The 17,731-nt window shown below is 56.3% G+C and carries 21 protein-coding genes; 15 read left to right on the top strand and 6 right to left on the bottom strand.

Going from position 1 to position 17,731, the window contains the following annotated elements:
* The first annotated feature begins 641 nt into the window (after positions 1–641).
* From era to recO, 4 genes are read left to right on the top strand one after another with little or no spacing between them, the layout of a single operon-like run.
* A complete protein-coding gene (gene era / locus Q1A43_RS17740; protein ID WP_299923222.1) occupies positions 642–1,550 on the top strand; it encodes a GTPase Era in 909 nt (302 codons plus the stop codon).
* Complete coding sequence (locus tag Q1A43_RS17735) at positions 1,547–1,876, top strand: DUF1491 family protein (RefSeq protein WP_299937358.1); 330 nt, start codon at positions 1,547–1,549, stop codon at positions 1,874–1,876. The genes era and Q1A43_RS17735 overlap by 4 nt, the downstream gene beginning before the upstream one ends.
* On the top strand, positions 1,873–2,250 hold the full coding sequence (locus tag Q1A43_RS17730; RefSeq protein WP_299937355.1) for a hypothetical protein: 378 nt from the start codon (positions 1,873–1,875) through the stop codon (positions 2,248–2,250). The genes Q1A43_RS17735 and Q1A43_RS17730 overlap by 4 nt, the downstream gene beginning before the upstream one ends.
* A gap of 45 nt (positions 2,251–2,295) precedes the next feature.
* On the top strand, positions 2,296–3,027 hold the full coding sequence (recO, locus tag Q1A43_RS17725) for a DNA repair protein RecO (protein ID WP_299937352.1): 732 nt from the start codon (positions 2,296–2,298) through the stop codon (positions 3,025–3,027).
* An 88-nt stretch (positions 3,028–3,115) separates the two neighbouring features.
* Here recO and Q1A43_RS17720 read toward each other — a convergent pair whose 3' ends face one another.
* Positions 3,116–3,511: an META domain-containing protein gene (locus tag Q1A43_RS17720; protein ID WP_299937349.1), complete on the bottom strand. Its 396-nt coding sequence runs from the start codon at positions 3,509–3,511 to the stop codon at positions 3,116–3,118.
* Positions 3,512–3,614: 103 nt separating this feature from the next.
* On the opposite strand from Q1A43_RS17720, the gene pgsA reads away from it, so the two are divergent.
* From pgsA to Q1A43_RS17700, 4 genes are read left to right on the top strand one after another with little or no spacing between them, the layout of a single operon-like run.
* Positions 3,615–4,280, top strand: a complete 666-nt coding sequence (pgsA, locus tag Q1A43_RS17715) for a CDP-diacylglycerol--glycerol-3-phosphate 3-phosphatidyltransferase (RefSeq protein WP_299923212.1) — start codon at positions 3,615–3,617, stop codon at positions 4,278–4,280.
* A 1-nt stretch (position 4,281) separates the two neighbouring features.
* The gene (gene moaD, locus Q1A43_RS17710) at positions 4,282–4,527 is read left to right on the top strand and encodes a molybdopterin converting factor subunit 1 (RefSeq protein WP_299923209.1); all 246 of its coding nucleotides are present in this window, start codon (positions 4,282–4,284) and stop codon (positions 4,525–4,527) included.
* A 3-nt stretch (positions 4,528–4,530) separates the two neighbouring features.
* Positions 4,531–4,971 (top strand): molybdenum cofactor biosynthesis protein MoaE, encoded by a 441-nt coding sequence (locus Q1A43_RS17705; RefSeq protein WP_299937346.1) that lies wholly within the window; start codon positions 4,531–4,533, stop codon positions 4,969–4,971.
* 51 nt (positions 4,972–5,022) lie between these two features.
* Positions 5,023–5,790: an FCD domain-containing protein gene (locus tag Q1A43_RS17700; RefSeq protein ID WP_299937343.1), complete on the top strand. Its 768-nt coding sequence runs from the start codon at positions 5,023–5,025 to the stop codon at positions 5,788–5,790.
* Between the two features lie 155 nt (positions 5,791–5,945).
* Here the strand turns inward: Q1A43_RS17700 and Q1A43_RS17695 are convergent, their stop codons facing one another.
* The 3 genes from Q1A43_RS17695 to Q1A43_RS17685 form a co-directional block, all read right to left on the bottom strand.
* Complete coding sequence (locus Q1A43_RS17695) at positions 5,946–6,152, bottom strand: cold-shock protein (RefSeq protein ID WP_097805225.1); 207 nt, start codon at positions 6,150–6,152, stop codon at positions 5,946–5,948.
* Positions 6,153–6,425: 273 nt separating this feature from the next.
* Positions 6,426–7,748, bottom strand: coding sequence for an ammonium transporter (locus Q1A43_RS17690; protein WP_299923206.1), 1,323 nt, complete (start codon positions 7,746–7,748; stop codon positions 6,426–6,428).
* Positions 7,749–7,792: 44 nt separating this feature from the next.
* The gene (locus Q1A43_RS17685; RefSeq protein ID WP_299923205.1) at positions 7,793–8,131 is read right to left on the bottom strand and encodes a P-II family nitrogen regulator; all 339 of its coding nucleotides are present in this window, start codon (positions 8,129–8,131) and stop codon (positions 7,793–7,795) included.
* A gap of 294 nt (positions 8,132–8,425) precedes the next feature.
* Between Q1A43_RS17685 and Q1A43_RS17680 the strand changes: the two genes are divergently transcribed.
* Both Q1A43_RS17680 and Q1A43_RS17675 read left to right on the top strand, forming a co-directional pair.
* Complete coding sequence (locus tag Q1A43_RS17680) at positions 8,426–10,612, top strand: transglycosylase domain-containing protein (RefSeq protein ID WP_299937340.1); 2,187 nt, start codon at positions 8,426–8,428, stop codon at positions 10,610–10,612.
* A gap of 100 nt (positions 10,613–10,712) precedes the next feature.
* Positions 10,713–11,546, top strand: coding sequence for a 1-acyl-sn-glycerol-3-phosphate acyltransferase (locus Q1A43_RS17675; RefSeq protein WP_299937336.1), 834 nt, complete (start codon positions 10,713–10,715; stop codon positions 11,544–11,546).
* Between the two features lie 86 nt (positions 11,547–11,632).
* On the opposite strand, the gene Q1A43_RS17670 is transcribed toward Q1A43_RS17675, so the two are convergent.
* Entirely contained in the window at positions 11,633–12,229 is a 597-nt protein-coding gene (locus tag Q1A43_RS17670; protein WP_299923202.1) for a phospholipid-binding protein MlaC, read from the bottom strand.
* A gap of 2 nt (positions 12,230–12,231) precedes the next feature.
* The gene (locus tag Q1A43_RS17665; protein ID WP_299923200.1) at positions 12,232–12,960 is read right to left on the bottom strand and encodes a VacJ family lipoprotein; all 729 of its coding nucleotides are present in this window, start codon (positions 12,958–12,960) and stop codon (positions 12,232–12,234) included.
* A 201-nt stretch (positions 12,961–13,161) separates the two neighbouring features.
* Here Q1A43_RS17665 and Q1A43_RS17660 point away from each other — a divergent pair, with 201 nt between their 5' ends.
* The 5 genes from Q1A43_RS17660 to Q1A43_RS17640 all read left to right on the top strand — a co-directional run bounded on the left by Q1A43_RS17660 (position 13,162) and on the right by Q1A43_RS17640 (position 17,726).
* A complete protein-coding gene (locus tag Q1A43_RS17660; protein ID WP_299923198.1) occupies positions 13,162–14,895 on the top strand; it encodes a type I secretion system permease/ATPase in 1,734 nt (577 codons plus the stop codon).
* Complete coding sequence (locus Q1A43_RS17655) at positions 14,892–16,196, top strand: HlyD family type I secretion periplasmic adaptor subunit (protein ID WP_299937334.1); 1,305 nt, start codon at positions 14,892–14,894, stop codon at positions 16,194–16,196. The genes Q1A43_RS17660 and Q1A43_RS17655 overlap by 4 nt, the downstream gene beginning before the upstream one ends.
* Entirely contained in the window at positions 16,196–16,414 is a 219-nt protein-coding gene (locus Q1A43_RS17650; protein WP_299923194.1) for a DUF6500 family protein, read from the top strand. The genes Q1A43_RS17655 and Q1A43_RS17650 overlap by 1 nt, the downstream gene beginning before the upstream one ends.
* A gap of 98 nt (positions 16,415–16,512) precedes the next feature.
* A complete protein-coding gene (locus Q1A43_RS17645) occupies positions 16,513–16,977 on the top strand; it encodes a RidA family protein (protein WP_299923191.1) in 465 nt (154 codons plus the stop codon).
* On the top strand, positions 16,974–17,726 hold the full coding sequence (locus tag Q1A43_RS17640) for a glycerophosphodiester phosphodiesterase family protein (RefSeq protein WP_299937331.1): 753 nt from the start codon (positions 16,974–16,976) through the stop codon (positions 17,724–17,726). Before Q1A43_RS17645 ends, Q1A43_RS17640 begins: the two co-directional genes overlap by 4 nt.
* Positions 17,727–17,731 lie beyond the last annotated feature (5 nt).

The raw sequence follows: 17,731 nt of genomic DNA, 5'->3' as shown, positions 1-17,731 counted from the left end.
CCAAAACCGCCCACATATCTCTTCAGATAGTCACTATGTCAAATAACGCGGAACCATAAAGCTCCAGAGACAAAATCGACCAGAAGCGCCAAATTCCTTCGGCGCGCCCCGCCTCAATCACCTCAGATTGTGTGCCGACAAACCCTCCAGAGCCTCGCTCCGTCCGCCTTGCCAGCGTCCCGTTAGCGCCTCAGCGCCGCCGGTGAAGGGGGTTCTAGTTCCAACTCCCAACACCCGCAACCCCTTTTTTACAAAACCATCACCTTTTTTCAAAAAACATCGAAAATTAAACAATTTCAATTAGATAGAGGGAGAGGGTTTGTGAGGTCGGATCACCTTGGCTTGCCCGCACACAACAAAACCAGTCGAACGTGAGGACCGCGTTTACCACATATTGATGCGCCCACAGAGTTACCCACAAAACTATCCACAAACCTACTGGAATCGCAGCCCTCAAAGCACCGCAATTGAGTCGCCAAATGGGAATCCCCGCCCCTTGCCGCCTCCCATGCCCCGCGTTTCATACGTCGATTTTTGCGGTCATATATATGTATGCCCTGCGGTCGCGACTCTGCCGCCTTTGCAAAGGCGCGGACTTAGGCTATCCCACAGCGTCTGCTTTTACGGAGTAATCACAAGCCATGACCACGCGCGCCGGATTCGTTGCCCTGATCGGAGAGCCCAACGCGGGCAAATCCACCCTGACCAATCGTATGGTGGGGGCCAAGGTCTCGATCGTGACACATAAGGTGCAAACCACGCGCGCTCGCATTCGTGGCGTGGCCATTGAAGGTGAGAGCCAGCTGGTTTTTGTGGACACCCCCGGCTTGTTCCAACCCAAACGCCGTTTGGATCGCGCCATGGTGGCAGCGGCTTGGGGTGGCGCGGCGGATGCAGACATTGTCGTGTTGCTGATCGAAGCCCATCGCGGCGTGACCGATGGCGTTAAACGCATTCTCGAAGGGCTTGAGGACATTGGCAAAGGCCGGCGCATTGCCTTGGCAATCAACAAGATTGACCGTGTCAAAGCCGAAGTCCTTCTGGCGTTGTCTAAGGATCTTAACGAACGCTACGATTTTGCCGAGACCTTTATGATCTCTGCTGAAAAGGGCCACGGTGTTGACGCGCTGCGCACATGGCTTGCCGGTCAACTTCCCGAAGGGCCATGGTTGTACCCCGAGGATCAGATTGCCGATCTTCCCATGCGGATGATCGCCGCCGAAATGACCCGTGAAAAGCTCACTCTGCGCCTACACCAAGAATTACCCTACCAGCTGACCGTCGAAACCGAGAGCTGGCAGGAGCGCAAAGACGGCTCGGCCCGCGTTGATCAGGTGGTCTATGTAGCGCGTGATGGACACAAGGGAATCATCCTTGGCAACAAGGGTGAATCGATCAAGGCGATCTCCAAAGCGGCCCGCGAAGAGCTTGAAGAGTTTCTTGGTCGTCGCATTCACCTCTTCCTTCAAGTCAAAGTCCGCGAAAAGTGGCTTGATGAGGCCGAGCGTTATTCGGAAATGGGTTTGAATTTCAAAGACGGCAACAAATGACACGACTGACTGCCCGGTTTTGGGTGGATGCCTATCTGGCGCGACTGCGCTTTCAGGACATCCCGGCGTTTGTTGTGTCCCATGGGGACGACACCGCCGGGTCGGTTCTGATCAAGCTCAACACACTTGACGGAAGCGCCCGCGCCTTTACACGCAGCTTTGATTTGATGAGCGGCGAACGGGTTTGGGCCGAACTGGCCTCTGGCCCCGAAGCCGACGTCGACAACAGCATCGCAAAACAGCGCGGGTTTGATCCCGATCTCTGGGTGATTGAAGTCGAAGACCGAATGGGACGACACCTTTTGGATGAGGAGGGGCTGGCATGATGTATCTGTTGCTCAACCCGCGCCTGTCTTTTGTTGTGGGCGGGCTATTAGCGACGGTCCTAAGTTTTTATGCCGGGGCGGCTTTGGCAGCCTATGCCTTGCCCGGTTCCCCGCTTTTGCAAAACGTCATGATGCTGGGCTTTTTCCCAACGGCGACGGCGCTTTTGTCCCTACTTGTAATGCGCGTACTTGAGGCACCGGTATCCGCAGCGCGTGGTCTACACGTCTTCGCTTTTACACTCATCATCCTGATCGCCATGGTTGGCGGGGTCTATCAAGGCTACGCCACCCCGGTCGAAGGCTTACTGCTTGGCGCTTTGGCACAGGGGCTTGCCCTCACGGTGCAGGCCCGAGCCATCTGGCGCGACAGCTAGCGCCGACCTCTTGTATCCAAGCAAAACAGGCGTCACGATATAGCAATGGAATGGCGCGATACTGGCATCTTGCTTAGCACCCGAAAACATGGCGAGACTTCGTTGATTTTGGATGCCTTCACCCCCAATCACGGGCGCCATGCCGGCGTGCTGCGCGGGGGTGTATCGCGCAAACATACCCCTCATCTGCAACCCGGCGGGCAGCTTGACCTAAGCTGGCGTGCCCGGCTCGAAGATCAGCTTGGCATCTATACGGTTGAGCCATTGCGCTCACGGGCGGCGGTGGCGATGGCGGACCGGCTTGCCCTCGCCGGTCTCAACGCGGTTGTTGCGCTTTTGGGGTTTTGCCTCCCCGATCGCGCGCCCTACCCCACCCTCTACAAACAGACCGAAGACTTACTAGACCTGCTCGGCCAGACCGACATCTGGCCTCTGGCGTATTTACGCTGGGAAATGACCCTCTTGGAACAGATGGGCTTTGGGCTTGACCTCAATGCCTGCGCTGTGACCGGGGCCAATGATCATCTCGCCTTTATCTCACCGCGCACCGGTCGCGCGGTAACGGCTTCGGGTGCCGGTGAATGGGTCGATAAATTGCTGCCCCTGCCCCCGGTTATGCTGGGGGATAGCCCGCGCGACGAACTCGAAATCCTGACGGCCTTGAAAACCACTGGGCATTTCATTGAAAACCACCTTGCCACCAGCCTAGGCAACAAACCCCTGCCAACGGCACGCGCCGCGTTTGTCGACCGTGTGGAACTTATGACCCACCCTTGACCAGAATCCGACCAAAGGTTTTTTCTGTTCCTCAACACCTCGGGCTGAAAGACGCTGACAGCTTCAGAGGCGGCTGCCCCCTGTCCCTCTACTCAATCGCTTTGCCCTGAAAAATCATCTCCCGCCCGGCGTCATTGCTTAGCACCAAAACATTTCCGGACACTTCAGAAATTGTCATATCTTCCAAGGCCATGAAAAAGCGCTGCTCGGCGTCCATGTCGGGGCACGCCCGGCGTGTCGATCTGATTGGGCCTAGCTTGAACCAAGGGTATGGAGCGGATTGAGACGCTGACCAACGATTACAGGGGCCCATTCCAGTGGCCTGCCCGGCTTCGGGAAACTCCAGCGTCGCTCTGGCATCAAAGGCGGTCCCATCGATACTCTTCAAATTCCAAGCCATATCCGCCGCTCCAAACGCCCGCACGCCCTCGTCTCCGGTGCAACCAGCAAGCACCAAAATCAGCCCAATTCCAAACTTTCGCATCTTTAACCCCTGTGCTTTTGTCATACATGTGATGCCGCGACCCATTGGACAAGCGGCCTAAGCTCTCTTTCGCTGCCTTGCAATCCACGATAGGAAGGGCGTAATGACCTGGACGATACCAAATATACTGACGGCCATGCGCCTTGTCGCCGCCCCAGCGCTCGCGCTGATGTTCCTCTATTTTTCGCGCCCCTTTGCAGATTGGGCTGCGCTGATCCTGTTTGTTTCGGCGGCTGTGACCGATTGGTTTGACGGCCATCTGGCCCGGACATGGAAGCAGGAAACCAAACTGGGAGCCATGCTAGACCCAATTGCCGACAAGGCTATGGTGGTCATCGCGTTAATGGTGATTGTTGGCTATTCGTCGATGTCGCCATGGCTTGTCCTGCCCGCCACATTCATTTTGTTCCGCGAGGTTTTTGTTTCTGGCTTGCGGGAATATCTAGGTGACGTGGCCGGAACCCTCAAAGTGACCAAATTGGCGAAATGGAAAACAACCGCCCAAATGGTCGCCATTGCCGTCCTTTTTGCGCAAGGGGTGTTTGAACACTACCTTGGTATGTCTGCCATCGGCATGGATCAGGCGCTATTTCAGTCAATACTAGATGGCACCGAAGAAGACGTGCTTGGCCTGCGTTGGAAGTACACTGGCATGATCTGGTCGGGGGACATTGGGGTTGGCTTGCTCTGGATAGCGGCGGCTCTGACCCTGATCACTGGGGCCGATTACTTTCGCAAGGCGATACCGCTGTTGAAAGAGGATAGCTGAGATGGACGTTTTGTATTTCGCATGGGTGCGCGAACGCATTGGCGTACCCAAAGAGAAAATCGAAACCACCGCGGCCACCGTCAACGACTTGATTTCCGAACTGCGCGGCCGAGAAGAGCGTTATGACGCCGCCTTTGCCGATCTGACCGCCCTGCGTGTTGCTTTGGATCAAGAGCTCTCAGAATTTGACGCCCCGCTGGAGGGCGTGCGCGAAGTGGCGTTTTTCCCGCCGATGACCGGGGGCTAAGCCATGCGCGTTGTGGTCCAAGACGCCCCTTTTGACTATGGCAAAGAGGCCGAAGCCTTTGCCGATGGCCGCCACGACATGGGGGCGATCGTGACCTTTGCCGGGATCGTGCGCGACATTGCCGGTGGTCTCGACGTCATGGAGATCGAGCATTACCCCGGCATGACCGAAAAAGCGCTAAAGAAGATCGCCGCCGAGGCGGTTGACCGCTGGTCGCTTGGCGATGCCTTGGTGATTCACCGTTATGGCCGCATGGGCGCGGGCGAAAAAATCATGATGGTCGCGACGGCGGCGCGTCATCGCAAAGACGCGTTTGAGGCTGCCGAATACCTGATGGATTATCTGAAATCCCGTGCGCCGTTCTGGAAGAAAGAACACACCGCACAAGACGCCGGTTGGGTCGCGGCCAAGGATGAAGACGAGGCCGCGCTGGATCGCTGGTAATTTGCGCGGGGCGTTGGTAAGCTCATCTTACCAATTCAACACGAGCGCCCCATGCCCTTTACCCCCGTTAAACCCGAAAAACTTTCCTCGGCTGTCATAGATCAGATTGAATTGCTGATTCTACGCGGCATTTTACGCCCCGGTGAACGGCTGCCTTCGGAACGAGAGCTTTCGGAACGGATGGGTGTATCGCGGCCAAGTTTGCGCGAGGCGATTGCCACATTGCAGGATCGCGGCCTTGTCGAAACCAAAGCCGGCGCCGGGATTTTCGTGACCGAGTTCTTGGGGTCCGCCTTCTCTGAGGCACTGACCCAACTCTTCGCCAATCACGACGAAGCGGTGTTTGATTACCTGTCCTTTCGCCGTGACATGGAAGGCCTGGCCGCAGAGCGCGCCGCCAAACACGGGTCAGACACCGATCTGGAAGTGATTCAAAAAATCTATGACAAGATGTGCGCCGTGCATTCCAAACGTAATCCGGCGGACGAAGCGCATCTGGACGCGGATTTCCACCTCGCCATTATCGAGGCCAGCCATAATGTGATCATGCTGCATATGATGCGGTCGATGTATCAGTTGCTGCGTGAAGGGGTGTTTTACAACCGCACCATCATGTTCCGGCAACGCACCACCCGTGATCAGCTTTTGGAGCAGCACAAACGGATCAACGACGCCCTACAGGCGCGTGAGCCGGCCGAAGCCCGCAAAGCCGTACAAGACCATCTAAGCTTTGTCGAAGAATCACTGGAATCCAATCGCAAGACCGAGCAGCACGAAGTCATCGCCAAGCAACGACTCGAACGGGAACACAACCGTTGACCTAGACGCACCCAAATTCCGTGCACGGAATTTTCAAAAGTTTTGCAAAACTTTTGGGTGCCCAGCCGAGAGTTCAGTCCCTCAATAGAAAAGGGCCCACCGAAATCGGTGAGCCCTTTAGAATGTCTCAACTAGCGCCCGTTAGGGCCGCTGGCTTATGCCAGAGCGATGTTCGACGCGCTCTCACGGCCGTCACGGCCGGGCTCGATGTCGAAAGTCACTTTCTGGTTGTCGGACAGGCCGGTCAGACCAGCGCGTTCAACAGCAGAGATGTGTACAAACACGTCCTTGCCGCCGCCGTCCGGTGCGATGAAGCCGAAGCCTTTAGTTGTGTTGAACCATTTTACGGTGCCATTGGCCATTTGATCTTCTCCTATAAGTTATCTGCCCAAGAAACTTGGCAGCGCGGCAATGTCAGTCATGTATCGAGAACTGAGCCACAAAGAGCAAAGAAGCCGAAAGAAGTAACGTCGCACCATGGAGCTAGGGGCTGCGGGCGAAAAAGGAAAGGAGAATCTGTCAATTTTCACCAAAGACGGGCATTTGTGGTGACTTTTCGCCGACCTGCCCACCAAAAATGCACAAAGTCCGGGCGTTTCCACCCGGACTTTTCAGTTTTTACTGGTTTTCAAGAATTAGCTCTTGGAGAACTCAGGGTAGGCTTCCATGCCCAGTTCGGCCATGTCGAGACCCGTGATCTCTTCTTCTTCGCCAACCCGGATGCCTACGGTCAGTTTCAGGATGTACCAGACTGCAAAGCTAACCACGAAGGTGAAGGCACCGACAACAACGATCGAATAGAGCTGCTGACCAAGTGAAGCCGCGTCATTGGTGAACACAACCGCGATGGTGCCCCAGATACCGGCCAGAAGGTGAACAGGGATCGCACCAACCACGTCGTCGATTTTTAGCTTGTCGAGCATTGGAACCGCGAAGACCACGATCACACCACCAACGGCACCGATCAGAGTGGCTTGACCCAATGTTGGGGTCAGCGGCTCGGCTGTGATGGAAACCAGACCAGCAAGTGCACCATTCAGTACCATGGTCAGGTCGACCTTTTTGTACAGAGCTTGGGTGAGCAGAAGGGCTGCAACAGCACCACCAGCGGCGGCAGTATTGGTGTTGGAGAAGATGCGGCTGATGTCAGCAACGTTGCCGGCTGTGTCCATATACAGCTGCGAACCGCCGTTGAAACCAAACCAACCGAGCCACAGGATGAACGTACCCAGAGTTGCCAATGGCAGGTTCGAACCCATGAATGGAATGGTGCGACCTTCTTTGTATTTACCGATACGCGGACCAAGGATCAGCGCGCCAGCCAGAGCCGCCCAGCCACCAACCGAGTGTACAACAGTCGAACCAGCGAAATCCTGGAAACCACCGGCGTCGAGGAAACCACCGCCCCATTTCCAAGAGGCTTGGATTGGGTAGATGAACGCGGTCAGCACGATAACAAAAGCGAGGAAGGGCCACAGTTTGATACGCTCGGCCAAGGTGCCCGAGACGATCGACGCCGTGGTCGCACAGAACATCAGCTGGAAGAAGAAGTCCGAACCAACCGACGCGTAGGTCAGATCAGGCTCAGCGCCCTCAAGGCCAACAGGCTCGAGCGAGGCCATGGAGAAGGCACCAAGGATACCATCAACCGACCAACCGTCGCCCGGGTACATCAGGTTGTAGCCAACAACGTAGTAAGCAATCGCGGCCAGCGAGAATAGCGCGATGTTTTTGGTCAGCTGCATCGTAACGTTCTTGGACCGCACGAGGCCCGCTTCGAGCATGGCGAAACCAGCCGCCATCCAGAACACCAGGAAACCGGCGACCAGGAACATGAAGGTGGTAAAGATGAACCCAACTTCGGAGTTGGGGGGCGTTACGTCTGCCTCTTGGGCCATGCCTAGGCTTGGCACCGCGAGCAGAACAGCCGCCGCAGCGAGTGTCTTGAAATTTGTCATTCTTTTCGTCCCTTAACTATCAGGAGATATCTGAGAGGAGCGCGTTAAAGCGCGTCCGCATCTGTTTCGCCGGTACGCACCCGCACGGCCTGTGCCACATCGAGAACAAAGATCTTGCCGTCGCCGATCTTGCCTGTCTGAGCAGTGGATTTGATGGTTTCGACCACTTGATCCGCCATGGAGGCCGAAACGACGATCTCCAGCTTGATCTTGGGTACAAAGTTGACGGCGTATTCCGCGCCGCGATAGATTTCGGTATGGCCGGACTGAGAGCCAAAGCCCTTGATTTCCGTTACCATCATGCCGCGCACGCCGATATCGGTCAGCGCTTCGCGCACCTCTTCGAGCTTGAATGGCTTGATCGTTGCAATGATCAGTTTCACCGTATGTCCCTTTCGTCTCACCGGGGTCGCGTCCCAGCACCCCTCGCGTATTTCGCATCTGCAGAAAAAGCCTGAGGGCGGCGCGTTTTGAAGCTTTGAGCCACAAAAACGGGCAGAAACCCGGCGCAAGCGCACATTTTTTGCGCATATCGGGGTTAATGCCTATTTTTTAACCTAAACAAAAAGTGCATATGGCAATTTGGGGTGGTCAACATTCGGGAAAGAACCAGATAGAATCGCGCAAAAGCAAAACGCGAACAGGCCCGGATGGGCCCAATCAGGCGGGCAGAATTGATGAGTACCTCAGGACGTAAGCCAGGCAAGCTTGTGGCTGACAAGCGCTATGGGCGCCCCACCACGACCAAGAAAAAGAAACCGGCCGCTAAAAAACCGGCCCCACGCCGAAAACCGGTGAAACGCAAAACCACGCGCAAGCGCAATCCAATCGCGGCCTTCTTTATCGGAATCTTTCGCTGGATCTGGCGGCTGGTTTGGCGGACCACGGTTTTTGCCTCGCTGGTGATGGCCATGGTGATCGGCACAGCGGTGTTTTATGTGCGCAGCGGTTTGCCAGATGTGTCCGAATTGGTGGATGGGCGCGCGCGCGGGTCGGTGACTTTGCTCGATCGTGACGGGGCGGTCTATGCGCGTCGCGGTGATCAATATGGTGGTGCGGTCAATGCCGAAACCGTCTCCCCCCACCTACGCAACGCCATTGTCGCCACCGAAGACAAACGTTTCTATAGCCATTTCGGAATTAGCCCGCGCGGTGTCGCCAGCGCGGTGCGCATTAACATGAGCGAAGGACGCGGACCATTATCGGGTCACGGCGGGTCAACCTTGACCCAGCAGACCGCGAAACTGCTCTGTCTTGGTGTGGTTTTTGATCCGGCCGATTGGAAAAACGAAGCCGAATATGTCGCCGATTGCCGCCGCGGATCGCTGTCTCGCAAGATCAAAGAAGCGATCTATGCGATGGCGATGGAGAGTAAATACACCAAAAACGAGATTCTCTCGATCTACATGAACCGCGCCTATATGGGCGGTGGGGCCTATGGGGCCGAAGCCGCCGCCAAGCGCTATTTCAACAAAACCGCCGCTGTGTTGACCCCAGCAGAATCAGCAATGATTGCTGGTCTACTCACCGCGCCAACCCGTATGGCCCCCACGGCCAACCTGAAACGTAGCCAAGACCGCGCCGCGACGGTTTTGCGCCTGATGAACGAACAAGGATTGTTGAGCGACGAGGAAACCCGTCACTATCAACGCAACCCGGCTACATTGGCCGCCGAAGCGACGATGTCGGCGGGCGGCTATTTTGCCGATTGGGTGATGCGGTCCGGGCCTGAGTTCTTCACCCGCGACACCACCGAAGACGTTCTTATCCGCACAACGCTTGATCCACGCCTTCAGGCCGCAACCGCCGCAGCGGTGGAACAGGTCTTTGCCGAGAAGGTCCGCAAAGGGTCCAAGGCCGAGGTCGCCGTTGTGGTGATGTCTGCCGATGGTGCGGTGCGGGCGATGATTGGTGGGCGTGATACCGACGCGTCGGGTCTGTTCAACCGCGCATCTCAGGCCGTGCGCCAAACCGGGTCAGCCTTCAAACCCTTTATCTACGCCACAGCGCTTGAACTTGGGTACGGCCCACTCGACACCGTGCTGGACGAACCATTTTGCATGAACATCCCCGGTTCCGGCGAATGGTGCCCCAAGAACTACACAAAAAAATTCAAAGGCCGGGTGACCTTAACCGATGCGCTCAAGCATTCCTTGAACATCCCAGCGGTCAAAATCTCCGAATCCGTCGGGCGCGAACTGGTGATGCGGGTCGCGCGCGATTTTGGCATTCACCGCGATCTTCAAAACACCCCAGCCATGGCGCTTGGCACCTCCGAGGCGACCTTGCTTGAGATGACCGGGGCCTATGCCGGTATTTTGAATGGCGGCTCCTCGGTGACACCCTACGGGCTAACCGAACTGCGCCTGCGCGGGGATGACACGCCGTTGATGGGCGCAGGCGGCGGTATTGGCGAGCGGGTGATTCAACCCCGCGCCGCTGGCGAATTGATCTGGATGATGGAAAAGGTCGTGTCCGAAGGCACCGGCGCGCGCGCGCGATTGGGCAACCGTCCCGCCGCGGGCAAAACCGGCACCAGCCAAGAGGCCCGTGATGCTTGGTTTGTCGGATTTACAGCCGATTATGTGGCCGGGGTCTGGATGGGCTATGACGACAACACACCGCTTTCGGGGGTGACCGGTGGCGGTCTGCCTGCTGAAATCTGGCGCGAAGTCATGGTTCGGGTTCACGATGGCCTTCCGATTACACCTTTGCCGGCACAGGCCCCAGTCGCTCCTGCCCCAGAGCCAGAACCGCAACCCGCGCCTCAGGTCGACAATCGCCGCGACGACAGCCGACCCAACAAAAAGGTCCGCGATTCCATCCTTAATCAGGTGCTGCGCGATATTCTTGGCGGCAACTGATCTCGGCTGAAACTTCGGGTCACAACACGGGGCCGCGACATATCGCTATACCAATGAACGCCAAGCCCGCCCTGTTCGGGCTTGCCTTTACACCGCTGAGATGGCTCATAGAACCCGGACCTCTGCAAGGTCGACAGATGTGTCAGGTCAGGCCGAGCTGGGACACCACCCAAACCGAAAAGGGCCTGATATGTTCTTGCGACTATTGAAACGCATCGCTTTGGTTTTTGTCGGGCCTTTGATCTTCCTTTTTGTGGCCTTTGTCCCGGCGATCTGTGGCAAACGACGCGGATTTCGCGGCTGGTTCTGGCGCACAGTCTCGCGCAGCTGCTCTTGGTTGTTGTGGTTCCTCGATGTCAAAGTTGAGATCAGCGAGGCCGCCATTCGCACATTGGCCGAGGATGAAAACAGCGTCATCGCCGTCAATCATCGCAGCCACTTGGACGGATTTTGCATGTTACATGTTATCCCGGATGAAAAATGGGTGACATTTGGGGCCAAAAAGGAATTGTGCCGCGCCGCCTTGTTGAAACGCGGGTTTCAGGGCGCTGGCCTGCTTGAGATTGACCGCGAAAACGGCCGCCATGCGCTAGAATCCTTGACCGAAGCGGTGGCCGACATGCCGCGTCGCCGTTCCCCTATCTTGTTCGTCGAAGGGACCCGCGCCCGTACACCCGGCCTACCCGCGTTCAAACCCGGTGCCGTATTGATTGCTCAGGCCACAGATCGCGCCGTTCGCCCGTTTGTCATTATTGGGTCTGATAAACTACTGCCGCGCGGGGCGTTCTTGCCCAAGGCCGGTACGATCACCATCGACATTCTCGATCAGATCGAACCAGACCCAAACCTAGGCACAGACGAAAACGTCGCCGTCCTGCGCCACGCTATGGCTGCCAGCTATGACGCCGCCACCGGCGAAAAAACCACGTTCTAGCCTGCGCCTATCTTCTTCTTTCCCCAAATATCCCGAGGTGGATTGGCCAAAAGCCAAGAGAGGCAGCGCCCCTCCCTTGTCGACGCCTAGCCCGCCTTTTTCAGGTCACTGATCATCGCGTCGATATCGCCACGACGCTTGTCCAACATCGCACCAATCTCGGCCCGCTCGGTCAGCAGAAGATTCACACCTTCGATGAACATGTTGAAAAACAGGTTCTTGCCCGAGCGATCAGAGACATGGAAAGACACATCAAAGGGTGATTCACCCCGCAGATAGGCGATCGTTGTCACTTCGTAGTAATTCTTGACCTTACGCACCTTGGACACTTCCAAACGCCCACCTACAAACTCCCGGAAGCGGCGGCCATATTTGCGCGACATGTATCCGGTAAAGGCTTTGGTAAACGCCTTCTTTTGCGAGTTGCTGGCCCGGCGGCCATCGGCCCCCATGGCATAGGCTGCTACGTATGGAAGATCCGCGTATTTCTTAAAGATCTTCTCGAATTCCTTGATCATCGCCTTTTCCGATTTACCGGAATCGATGACACGGTTGATCTCTCCGACCAGTCCATCAACCAAGCTGCGCGCCTGATTTTCGTTCAACGCAAAGGCCTGAGCGGGCAGAGTGGCAACGGCTGCAGTACCCAACACAAAGGACCGGCGGGTCAAAAAGTGCATCATTGTCAAAATCCTTCTGTATCCAGCGCGAGCGGGTCAATATCATCCTCAGGAGGCGCTTCACCCAACTCGTAACGACGGTTTTGCAGGTATATCAGCTGAACTTGCGAATAGGAATCCGCGCTTTCGTGGATCACGGAATCGTAAGAATCCGCGAAACGGCCACGATCACCGACCTCTTCCGCAATTTGGGCAGCGGTGCCCAGATAGGTTTCAGGGCCAAGGCCCAAATAGTTGAGCGGGTTAAAGAACCAATCCACCATCATGCCCGCAGTATCCCGTTCGGTCGATGGCCCAAGGAAAGGCAAAACCATATAGGCTCCTTCGGGAACGCCCCAAACCGCAAGGGTTTCGCCGAAATCGGTGTCTTTCTTTTCCAACCCAAGGTCGCCTGCGACATCCGCGAGGCCGCCAATGCCCATCGTGGCATTGATACCGAACCGCAATGTGTTGCGCGTGGCATCCTCAAGCCGACCCTGAAGGATTTGATTCATCACAGTCCGCGGCAGGCCCACGGTTTCGGCGAAATTGACGATATTCTGATGCACCGGTTCGGAAACCACATCGTTGTAGCCGGTGCCCGCACCGCGCACCATTTTGTCATCGAACTGCGTATTAAACGCATGCATCTTGCGATTGGCGTCCTCATAGGGATCATACACCGCGCTGGTGGGCGGTGACTTGGCGCATGCCGCTACCAAAATCAAAGCAACAGTGGCCAAAGACGCACGCATCAGACCCATCCGCGTCAAATCCCTTCAAAAATCTTGGGGAAGCCGACAAGCTTCCATAAAAGGTTACTTAGTAACTTTTGTCATAAGACCCAATGCAGTCACCCTGTTTCAACTGCCATGTGGCACATTGGCGACATGCCGCCTAGAATGATTTAAATGCCCGACGGGCTAAACACGAATAAACGAAGTAGATTTTACCATATGAGCGCATCTCAAACAAAGCCAGGCCGCGACGAATTGCTGGCCGCGCGGCGGCAAAGTCGACCGTATTATTGGTTCGTCGCGATTTTCAGCATCTGTGTCAACATCCTAATGCTGACCGGGCCGATGTACATGATGCAGGTCTACGACCGCGTCCTAGGCTCTCGGTCCGAGGCGACTCTGATCGCGTTGTCCGTATTGGTTATCTTTTTATACAGCATGATGGGCATCCTGGATTTTGTTCGTGGCCGGGTGATGGGGCGCGTTGCGGCCCGTTTTCAATCGGCTTTGGATCTCCGGGTGTTTGACGCCGTTGTTCGCCGTGCCGCGATCAAGCCGGATTCGCTATCACAAACCGGCTTAAAGGATTTGGAATCCATCCAACGGCTGATGGCCTCCCCCGTGACTTTAGCCCTGTTCGATATCCCGATGACGCCGTTTTTCATCCTCGGCATTATGGTCTTCCACCCTTGGCTCGGCTATTTAGCGCTTGCTGGTGGTGGCTTTCTGATCATCGTCACGATCGTCAACCAGATGGTCACCCGCACTCCGACCCTGAAGTCCAACATGGCGGTTATGATTGCGGAAAAATCGGCCGAGCAAATTCAATCCGAAGCCGAAATGGTGCAGGCCTTGGGGATGCGCGGCAACGCCTTTACCCGCTGGATGATGGCGCGCGGTCAGGCCCTCTCGGGTCAGATCGGCAGCTCGGACCTGACCGGGTTTTTCTCAACCCTAACCAAATCCTTCCGCCTGTTGCTGCAATCCGCGATGCTTGGTCTTGGCGCTTATCTGGTGCTTTTGGGGGAACTTACTCCGGGTGCCATGATCGCCGGATCCATCCTGATGGGACGGGCCTTGGCCCCGATCGAACTGGCCATTGGCCAATGGGCAGCCGTGGAACGGGCCCGAAAAGGGTGGGATAACCTGTGCCAATTGCTAAGTGAAATTCCACCAGAACCTGAACGCACCGAATTGCCACGCCCGCGTGCAAAACTCGAAGTGCAACAGCTCACTGTTGTTCCCCCCGGAGAGCAACAAGCCTCCTTGCGATTGGTGTCGTTTAACCTTGATCCCGGCCAAGCCGTCGGTGTGATCGGCCCGTCGGGATCAGGTAAATCGACGCTGGCGCGTGCCTTAACCGGCATTTGGCGCCCTGCTGGCGGTAAAATCCGCCTCGATGGGGCCTCAATCGACCAATATGGCGCGGATGTTCTGGGCCAACATGTCGGCTATCTGCCCCAACGCGTCACTTTGTTTGACGGCACCATTGCTGAAAACATTGCGCGTCTATCGCAACAACCGGATGCAGAAAAAGTTGTCGAAGCAGCCAAGAAAGCCGATGCGCATGAAATGATCCTGAAGCTGCCCGATGGCTATGATACTCGCGTCACCGCAGCCGGTGGGCGTTTGTCTGGCGGACAAATGCAACGCATCGGGCTTGCCCGCGCGATGTATGGCGATCCGGTGCTCTTGGTATTGGACGAACCCAACTCGAACCTCGACAACGAGGGGTCTGAAGCCGTGAACAAGGCGATCAAAGGGTTCAAAGAACAAGGTAAATCGGTGCTCATTATGGCGCACCGCCCCGCCGCCATCAAGGAATGCGACTTGTTGCTGATGATTGAAAACGGCACTCGTGCCGCCTTTGGCCCCAAAGAAGAAGTGCTGCGACAGATGGTTAAGAACCACCAACAGATCCAGAAAAGCCCCAACCCGGGAGGTGTAAGATGAGCGAACACGCAACATATTCGATGCGCTTTCCCATGGTTATCGGCTTGATCGCATTGGCCGTGTTATTGGGCGGTTTCGGCACTTGGGCGGCGACCACCAACATTTCCGGGGCCATCATTGCCAGCGGATCGATCGAGGTGGATCAAAACCGCCAGATTGTCCAACACATTGACGGTGGCATTGTCCAAGACATCCTTGTCGACGAAAGCGACACGGTAAAAACTGGCGATGTTTTGCTACGCCTTGATCCAACTCTGATTAATTCAGAGTTGGCCATAGCTGACGGCCAATTCTTTGAACTTGGCGCGCGCCGTGCCCGATTGGTAGCGGAACGTGACAAAAACGATGAGATCGTTTTTGACGCCGAAATCCTTACAGAAGCGAAAACAAACCCCGAAGTGCTGGACTTGGTGACGGGTCAGCGCAACCTATTTGCCGCCCGCCGAGAGACATCAGAGCGTGAAGTCGAACAGCTTGGCAAACGCAAAGATCAGATCGCGGATCAGGTCGTTGGGATCAACGCCCAGAAAAGCGCCCTAGCGACCCAGCTAGATTTGATTGAGCAAGAGCTAAAAGATCAACAAGACCTATTGGACAAAGGGTTGGCTCAAGCCAGCCGCGTGTTGTCGTTGCAACGGGAACAGGCCCGCATTGCCGGGCAGGTTGGTGAGTTAACGGCGCAAAAGGCACAGGCCGAAGGGCGGATTACCGAAATCGACATCCAAATTCTCAGCCTTGAAAACCAGCGCCGCGAAGAGGCGATCACCACGCTGCGCGATCTCCAGTTTCGCGAACGTGAGATCGCCGAACAACGCCGCGCCTTGCGCGAACGCCTCAACCGGCTGGACATCACAGCACCGGTTTCTGGCGTGGTCTATGGTTTGACGGTCTTCACACCGCGATCGGTCATTCGCCCGGCTGATCCGGTCCTGTATCTTGTCCCTCAAGATCGCCCCCTTGTCATTGCTGCGCAGGTGGAACCGATCCACATCGACCAGCTTTTCATCGATCAAGAAGTCTCGCTCCGCTTTTCTTCTTTGGATCAGCGCGAGACACCGGAGCTCTTTGGCCGGGTCGTACAGATTTCAGCGGACGCGTTTGAAGATCAAACCTCGCGCATTCGCTATTACCGGGCTGAAATCGTGCTTAACGACGGCGAAATCGACCGTATCCCAGAGGGGTCCACACTGATCCCCGGCATGCCGGTCGAGGCCTTTATTCGGACAGAGGACCGCACGCCGCTGGCCTATCTGGTAAAACCCTTCACCGATTATTTCGCCAAAGCGTTCCGGGAAAGTTGATGCGCGACAGCTTGCGAGAAAAGGCCATCGCCATTTGTAACGCCAAAATTGCCAAAAAGGGGGACGGGGTTGGCCTGTCCTTCTACGCATTCTTTGCCAACAAGAATGACGATCCGGACCTGTTGATGGAGGCTGCCGAATGGTGGATCAAGCATCACAAATTGGATCACTTTGAAAAGGCCGTCAAAGTGCGGGACATGATTGCCTCTGGTCAATAATCGAAACGGCGATTTCGATTTGCTTTAGCCGGCGACGGCCCCTTTTCATTTGCGCGTTGCGCCACTAGCGTCCCGACCAAACGGGAAGGAAACGCACCATGACAAATGCAATCGAATCGCGCCTATCAGAACTTGGGCTAAGCCTGCCGGATGCCCCGGCCCCGGCGGCGAATTACGTGCCCTTTGTGCAATCTGGCAATCAGCTGTTTGTGTCTGGTCAGATCAGCATGGGGTCGGATGGGTTTATCACCGGCAAAGTTGGCGCTGACCTAACGGTTGAGCAAGGGGCCGAGGCGGCCAAAGCCTGTGCGCTAAGCCTGTTGGCACAGGTGCGTGCCGCCTGTGACGGTGACCTGACCCGCTTGAAACGGGTGGTTAAACTGACCGGTTTTGTGAATTCGCCCGCCGATTTCATCGACCAACCCAAGGTGATCAACGGGGCCTCTGACCTAATGGTCGAGGTTTTGGGCGACGCCGGGCGTCATTCGCGCTCAGCCGTGTCCGCAGCGGCGCTGCCCTTTAACGTTGCCGTTGAAATTGAAGGCATTTTCGAGATCGCATGATGCTGCCCGATAGCCTTCTAAGCAGCCCGATTGCCCATCGGGGTCTGCACAATCTTGACCAAGGGATACCTGAAAACTCGCGCGCGGCCATTCGTGCGGCGATTGAGGCCGGGTATCCGATCGAGATTGACCTACAAATGTCGCGCGACAAACAGGCGATTGTCTTTCATGATTACGACATGCGGCGCCTAACTGGGCAATCTGGCCCCGTGCAAATGCGCAGTGCCCAAGATCTGGCCGGAATCCCGATCTTGGGCGGTGATGAAACCGTGCCAACCCTGCCCGAGGTTCTTGATCTCGTCGCCGGGAAAGTCCCGCTTTTGATCGAACTCAAGGATCAAGATGGCGGGCTTGGCACCGCTGTGGGCGCGCTGGAAACCGCGACGGCACAGGCGTTGGAAGGTTATTCTGGCGATGTCGCCTTGATGTCCTTCAACCCGCACATGGTGGCCGAGCTGGCGCGTCTTGCCCCAGATCGCCCACGCGGGTTAACCACGTGCGGCTTCCTGCGCGAAGATTGGCTTGCCATCAAACAAGAGCGTCTGGATGAATTGCGCAGCCTCCCGGATATCGACCGCGTCGGGGCCTGCTTCATCAGCCACAACGTAGATGATCTCGGATCACGCCATGTCGCAAAGCGTCATGAAGCGGGATTTCCAATCCTGTGCTGGACCGTTCGTTCGGCACAACAAGAGGCAGAGGCGCGAAAAGTGGCAGATAATGTGACCTTTGAGGGCTACACCGCTTGAACCGC

Source organism: uncultured Pelagimonas sp., from assembly GCF_947498515.1.
Classification (GTDB): Bacteria; Pseudomonadota; Alphaproteobacteria; order Rhodobacterales; family Rhodobacteraceae; genus Pelagimonas.
The sequence above is the reverse complement of the archived record's forward strand: the minus strand, read 5'-3'. Positions and strand labels throughout refer to the sequence as shown.

Coding starts and splice junctions, on each gene's coding strand:
- Q1A43_RS17690 (WP_299923206.1), bottom strand. CDS start 7,748: ATGACAAATTTCAAGACACTCGCTGCGGCGGCTGTTCTGCTCGCGGTG.
- Q1A43_RS17655 (WP_299937334.1), top strand. CDS start 14,892: ATGAGCGAACACGCAACATATTCGATGCGCTTTCCCATGGTTATCGGC.
- Q1A43_RS17680 (WP_299937340.1), top strand. CDS start 8,426: ATGAGTACCTCAGGACGTAAGCCAGGCAAGCTTGTGGCTGACAAGCGC.
- Q1A43_RS17705 (WP_299937346.1), top strand. CDS start 4,531: ATGCGCGTTGTGGTCCAAGACGCCCCTTTTGACTATGGCAAAGAGGCC.
- Q1A43_RS17675 (WP_299937336.1), top strand. CDS start 10,713: ATGGCTCATAGAACCCGGACCTCTGCAAGGTCGACAGATGTGTCAGGT.
- moaD (WP_299923209.1), top strand. CDS start 4,282: ATGGACGTTTTGTATTTCGCATGGGTGCGCGAACGCATTGGCGTACCC.
- Q1A43_RS17735 (WP_299937358.1), top strand. CDS start 1,547: ATGACACGACTGACTGCCCGGTTTTGGGTGGATGCCTATCTGGCGCGA.
- era (WP_299923222.1), top strand. CDS start 642: ATGACCACGCGCGCCGGATTCGTTGCCCTGATCGGAGAGCCCAACGCG.
- Q1A43_RS17695 (WP_097805225.1), bottom strand. CDS start 6,152: ATGGCCAATGGCACCGTAAAATGGTTCAACACAACTAAAGGCTTCGGC.
- Q1A43_RS17730 (WP_299937355.1), top strand. CDS start 1,873: ATGATGTATCTGTTGCTCAACCCGCGCCTGTCTTTTGTTGTGGGCGGG.
- Q1A43_RS17700 (WP_299937343.1), top strand. CDS start 5,023: ATGCCCTTTACCCCCGTTAAACCCGAAAAACTTTCCTCGGCTGTCATA.
- recO (WP_299937352.1), top strand. CDS start 2,296: ATGGAATGGCGCGATACTGGCATCTTGCTTAGCACCCGAAAACATGGC.
- Q1A43_RS17660 (WP_299923198.1), top strand. CDS start 13,162: ATGAGCGCATCTCAAACAAAGCCAGGCCGCGACGAATTGCTGGCCGCG.
- Q1A43_RS17650 (WP_299923194.1), top strand. CDS start 16,196: ATGCGCGACAGCTTGCGAGAAAAGGCCATCGCCATTTGTAACGCCAAA.
- pgsA (WP_299923212.1), top strand. CDS start 3,615: ATGACCTGGACGATACCAAATATACTGACGGCCATGCGCCTTGTCGCC.
- Q1A43_RS17640 (WP_299937331.1), top strand. CDS start 16,974: ATGATGCTGCCCGATAGCCTTCTAAGCAGCCCGATTGCCCATCGGGGT.
- Q1A43_RS17720 (WP_299937349.1), bottom strand. CDS start 3,511: ATGCGAAAGTTTGGAATTGGGCTGATTTTGGTGCTTGCTGGTTGCACC.
- Q1A43_RS17645 (WP_299923191.1), top strand. CDS start 16,513: ATGACAAATGCAATCGAATCGCGCCTATCAGAACTTGGGCTAAGCCTG.
- Q1A43_RS17670 (WP_299923202.1), bottom strand. CDS start 12,229: ATGATGCACTTTTTGACCCGCCGGTCCTTTGTGTTGGGTACTGCAGCC.
- Q1A43_RS17665 (WP_299923200.1), bottom strand. CDS start 12,960: ATGCGTGCGTCTTTGGCCACTGTTGCTTTGATTTTGGTAGCGGCATGC.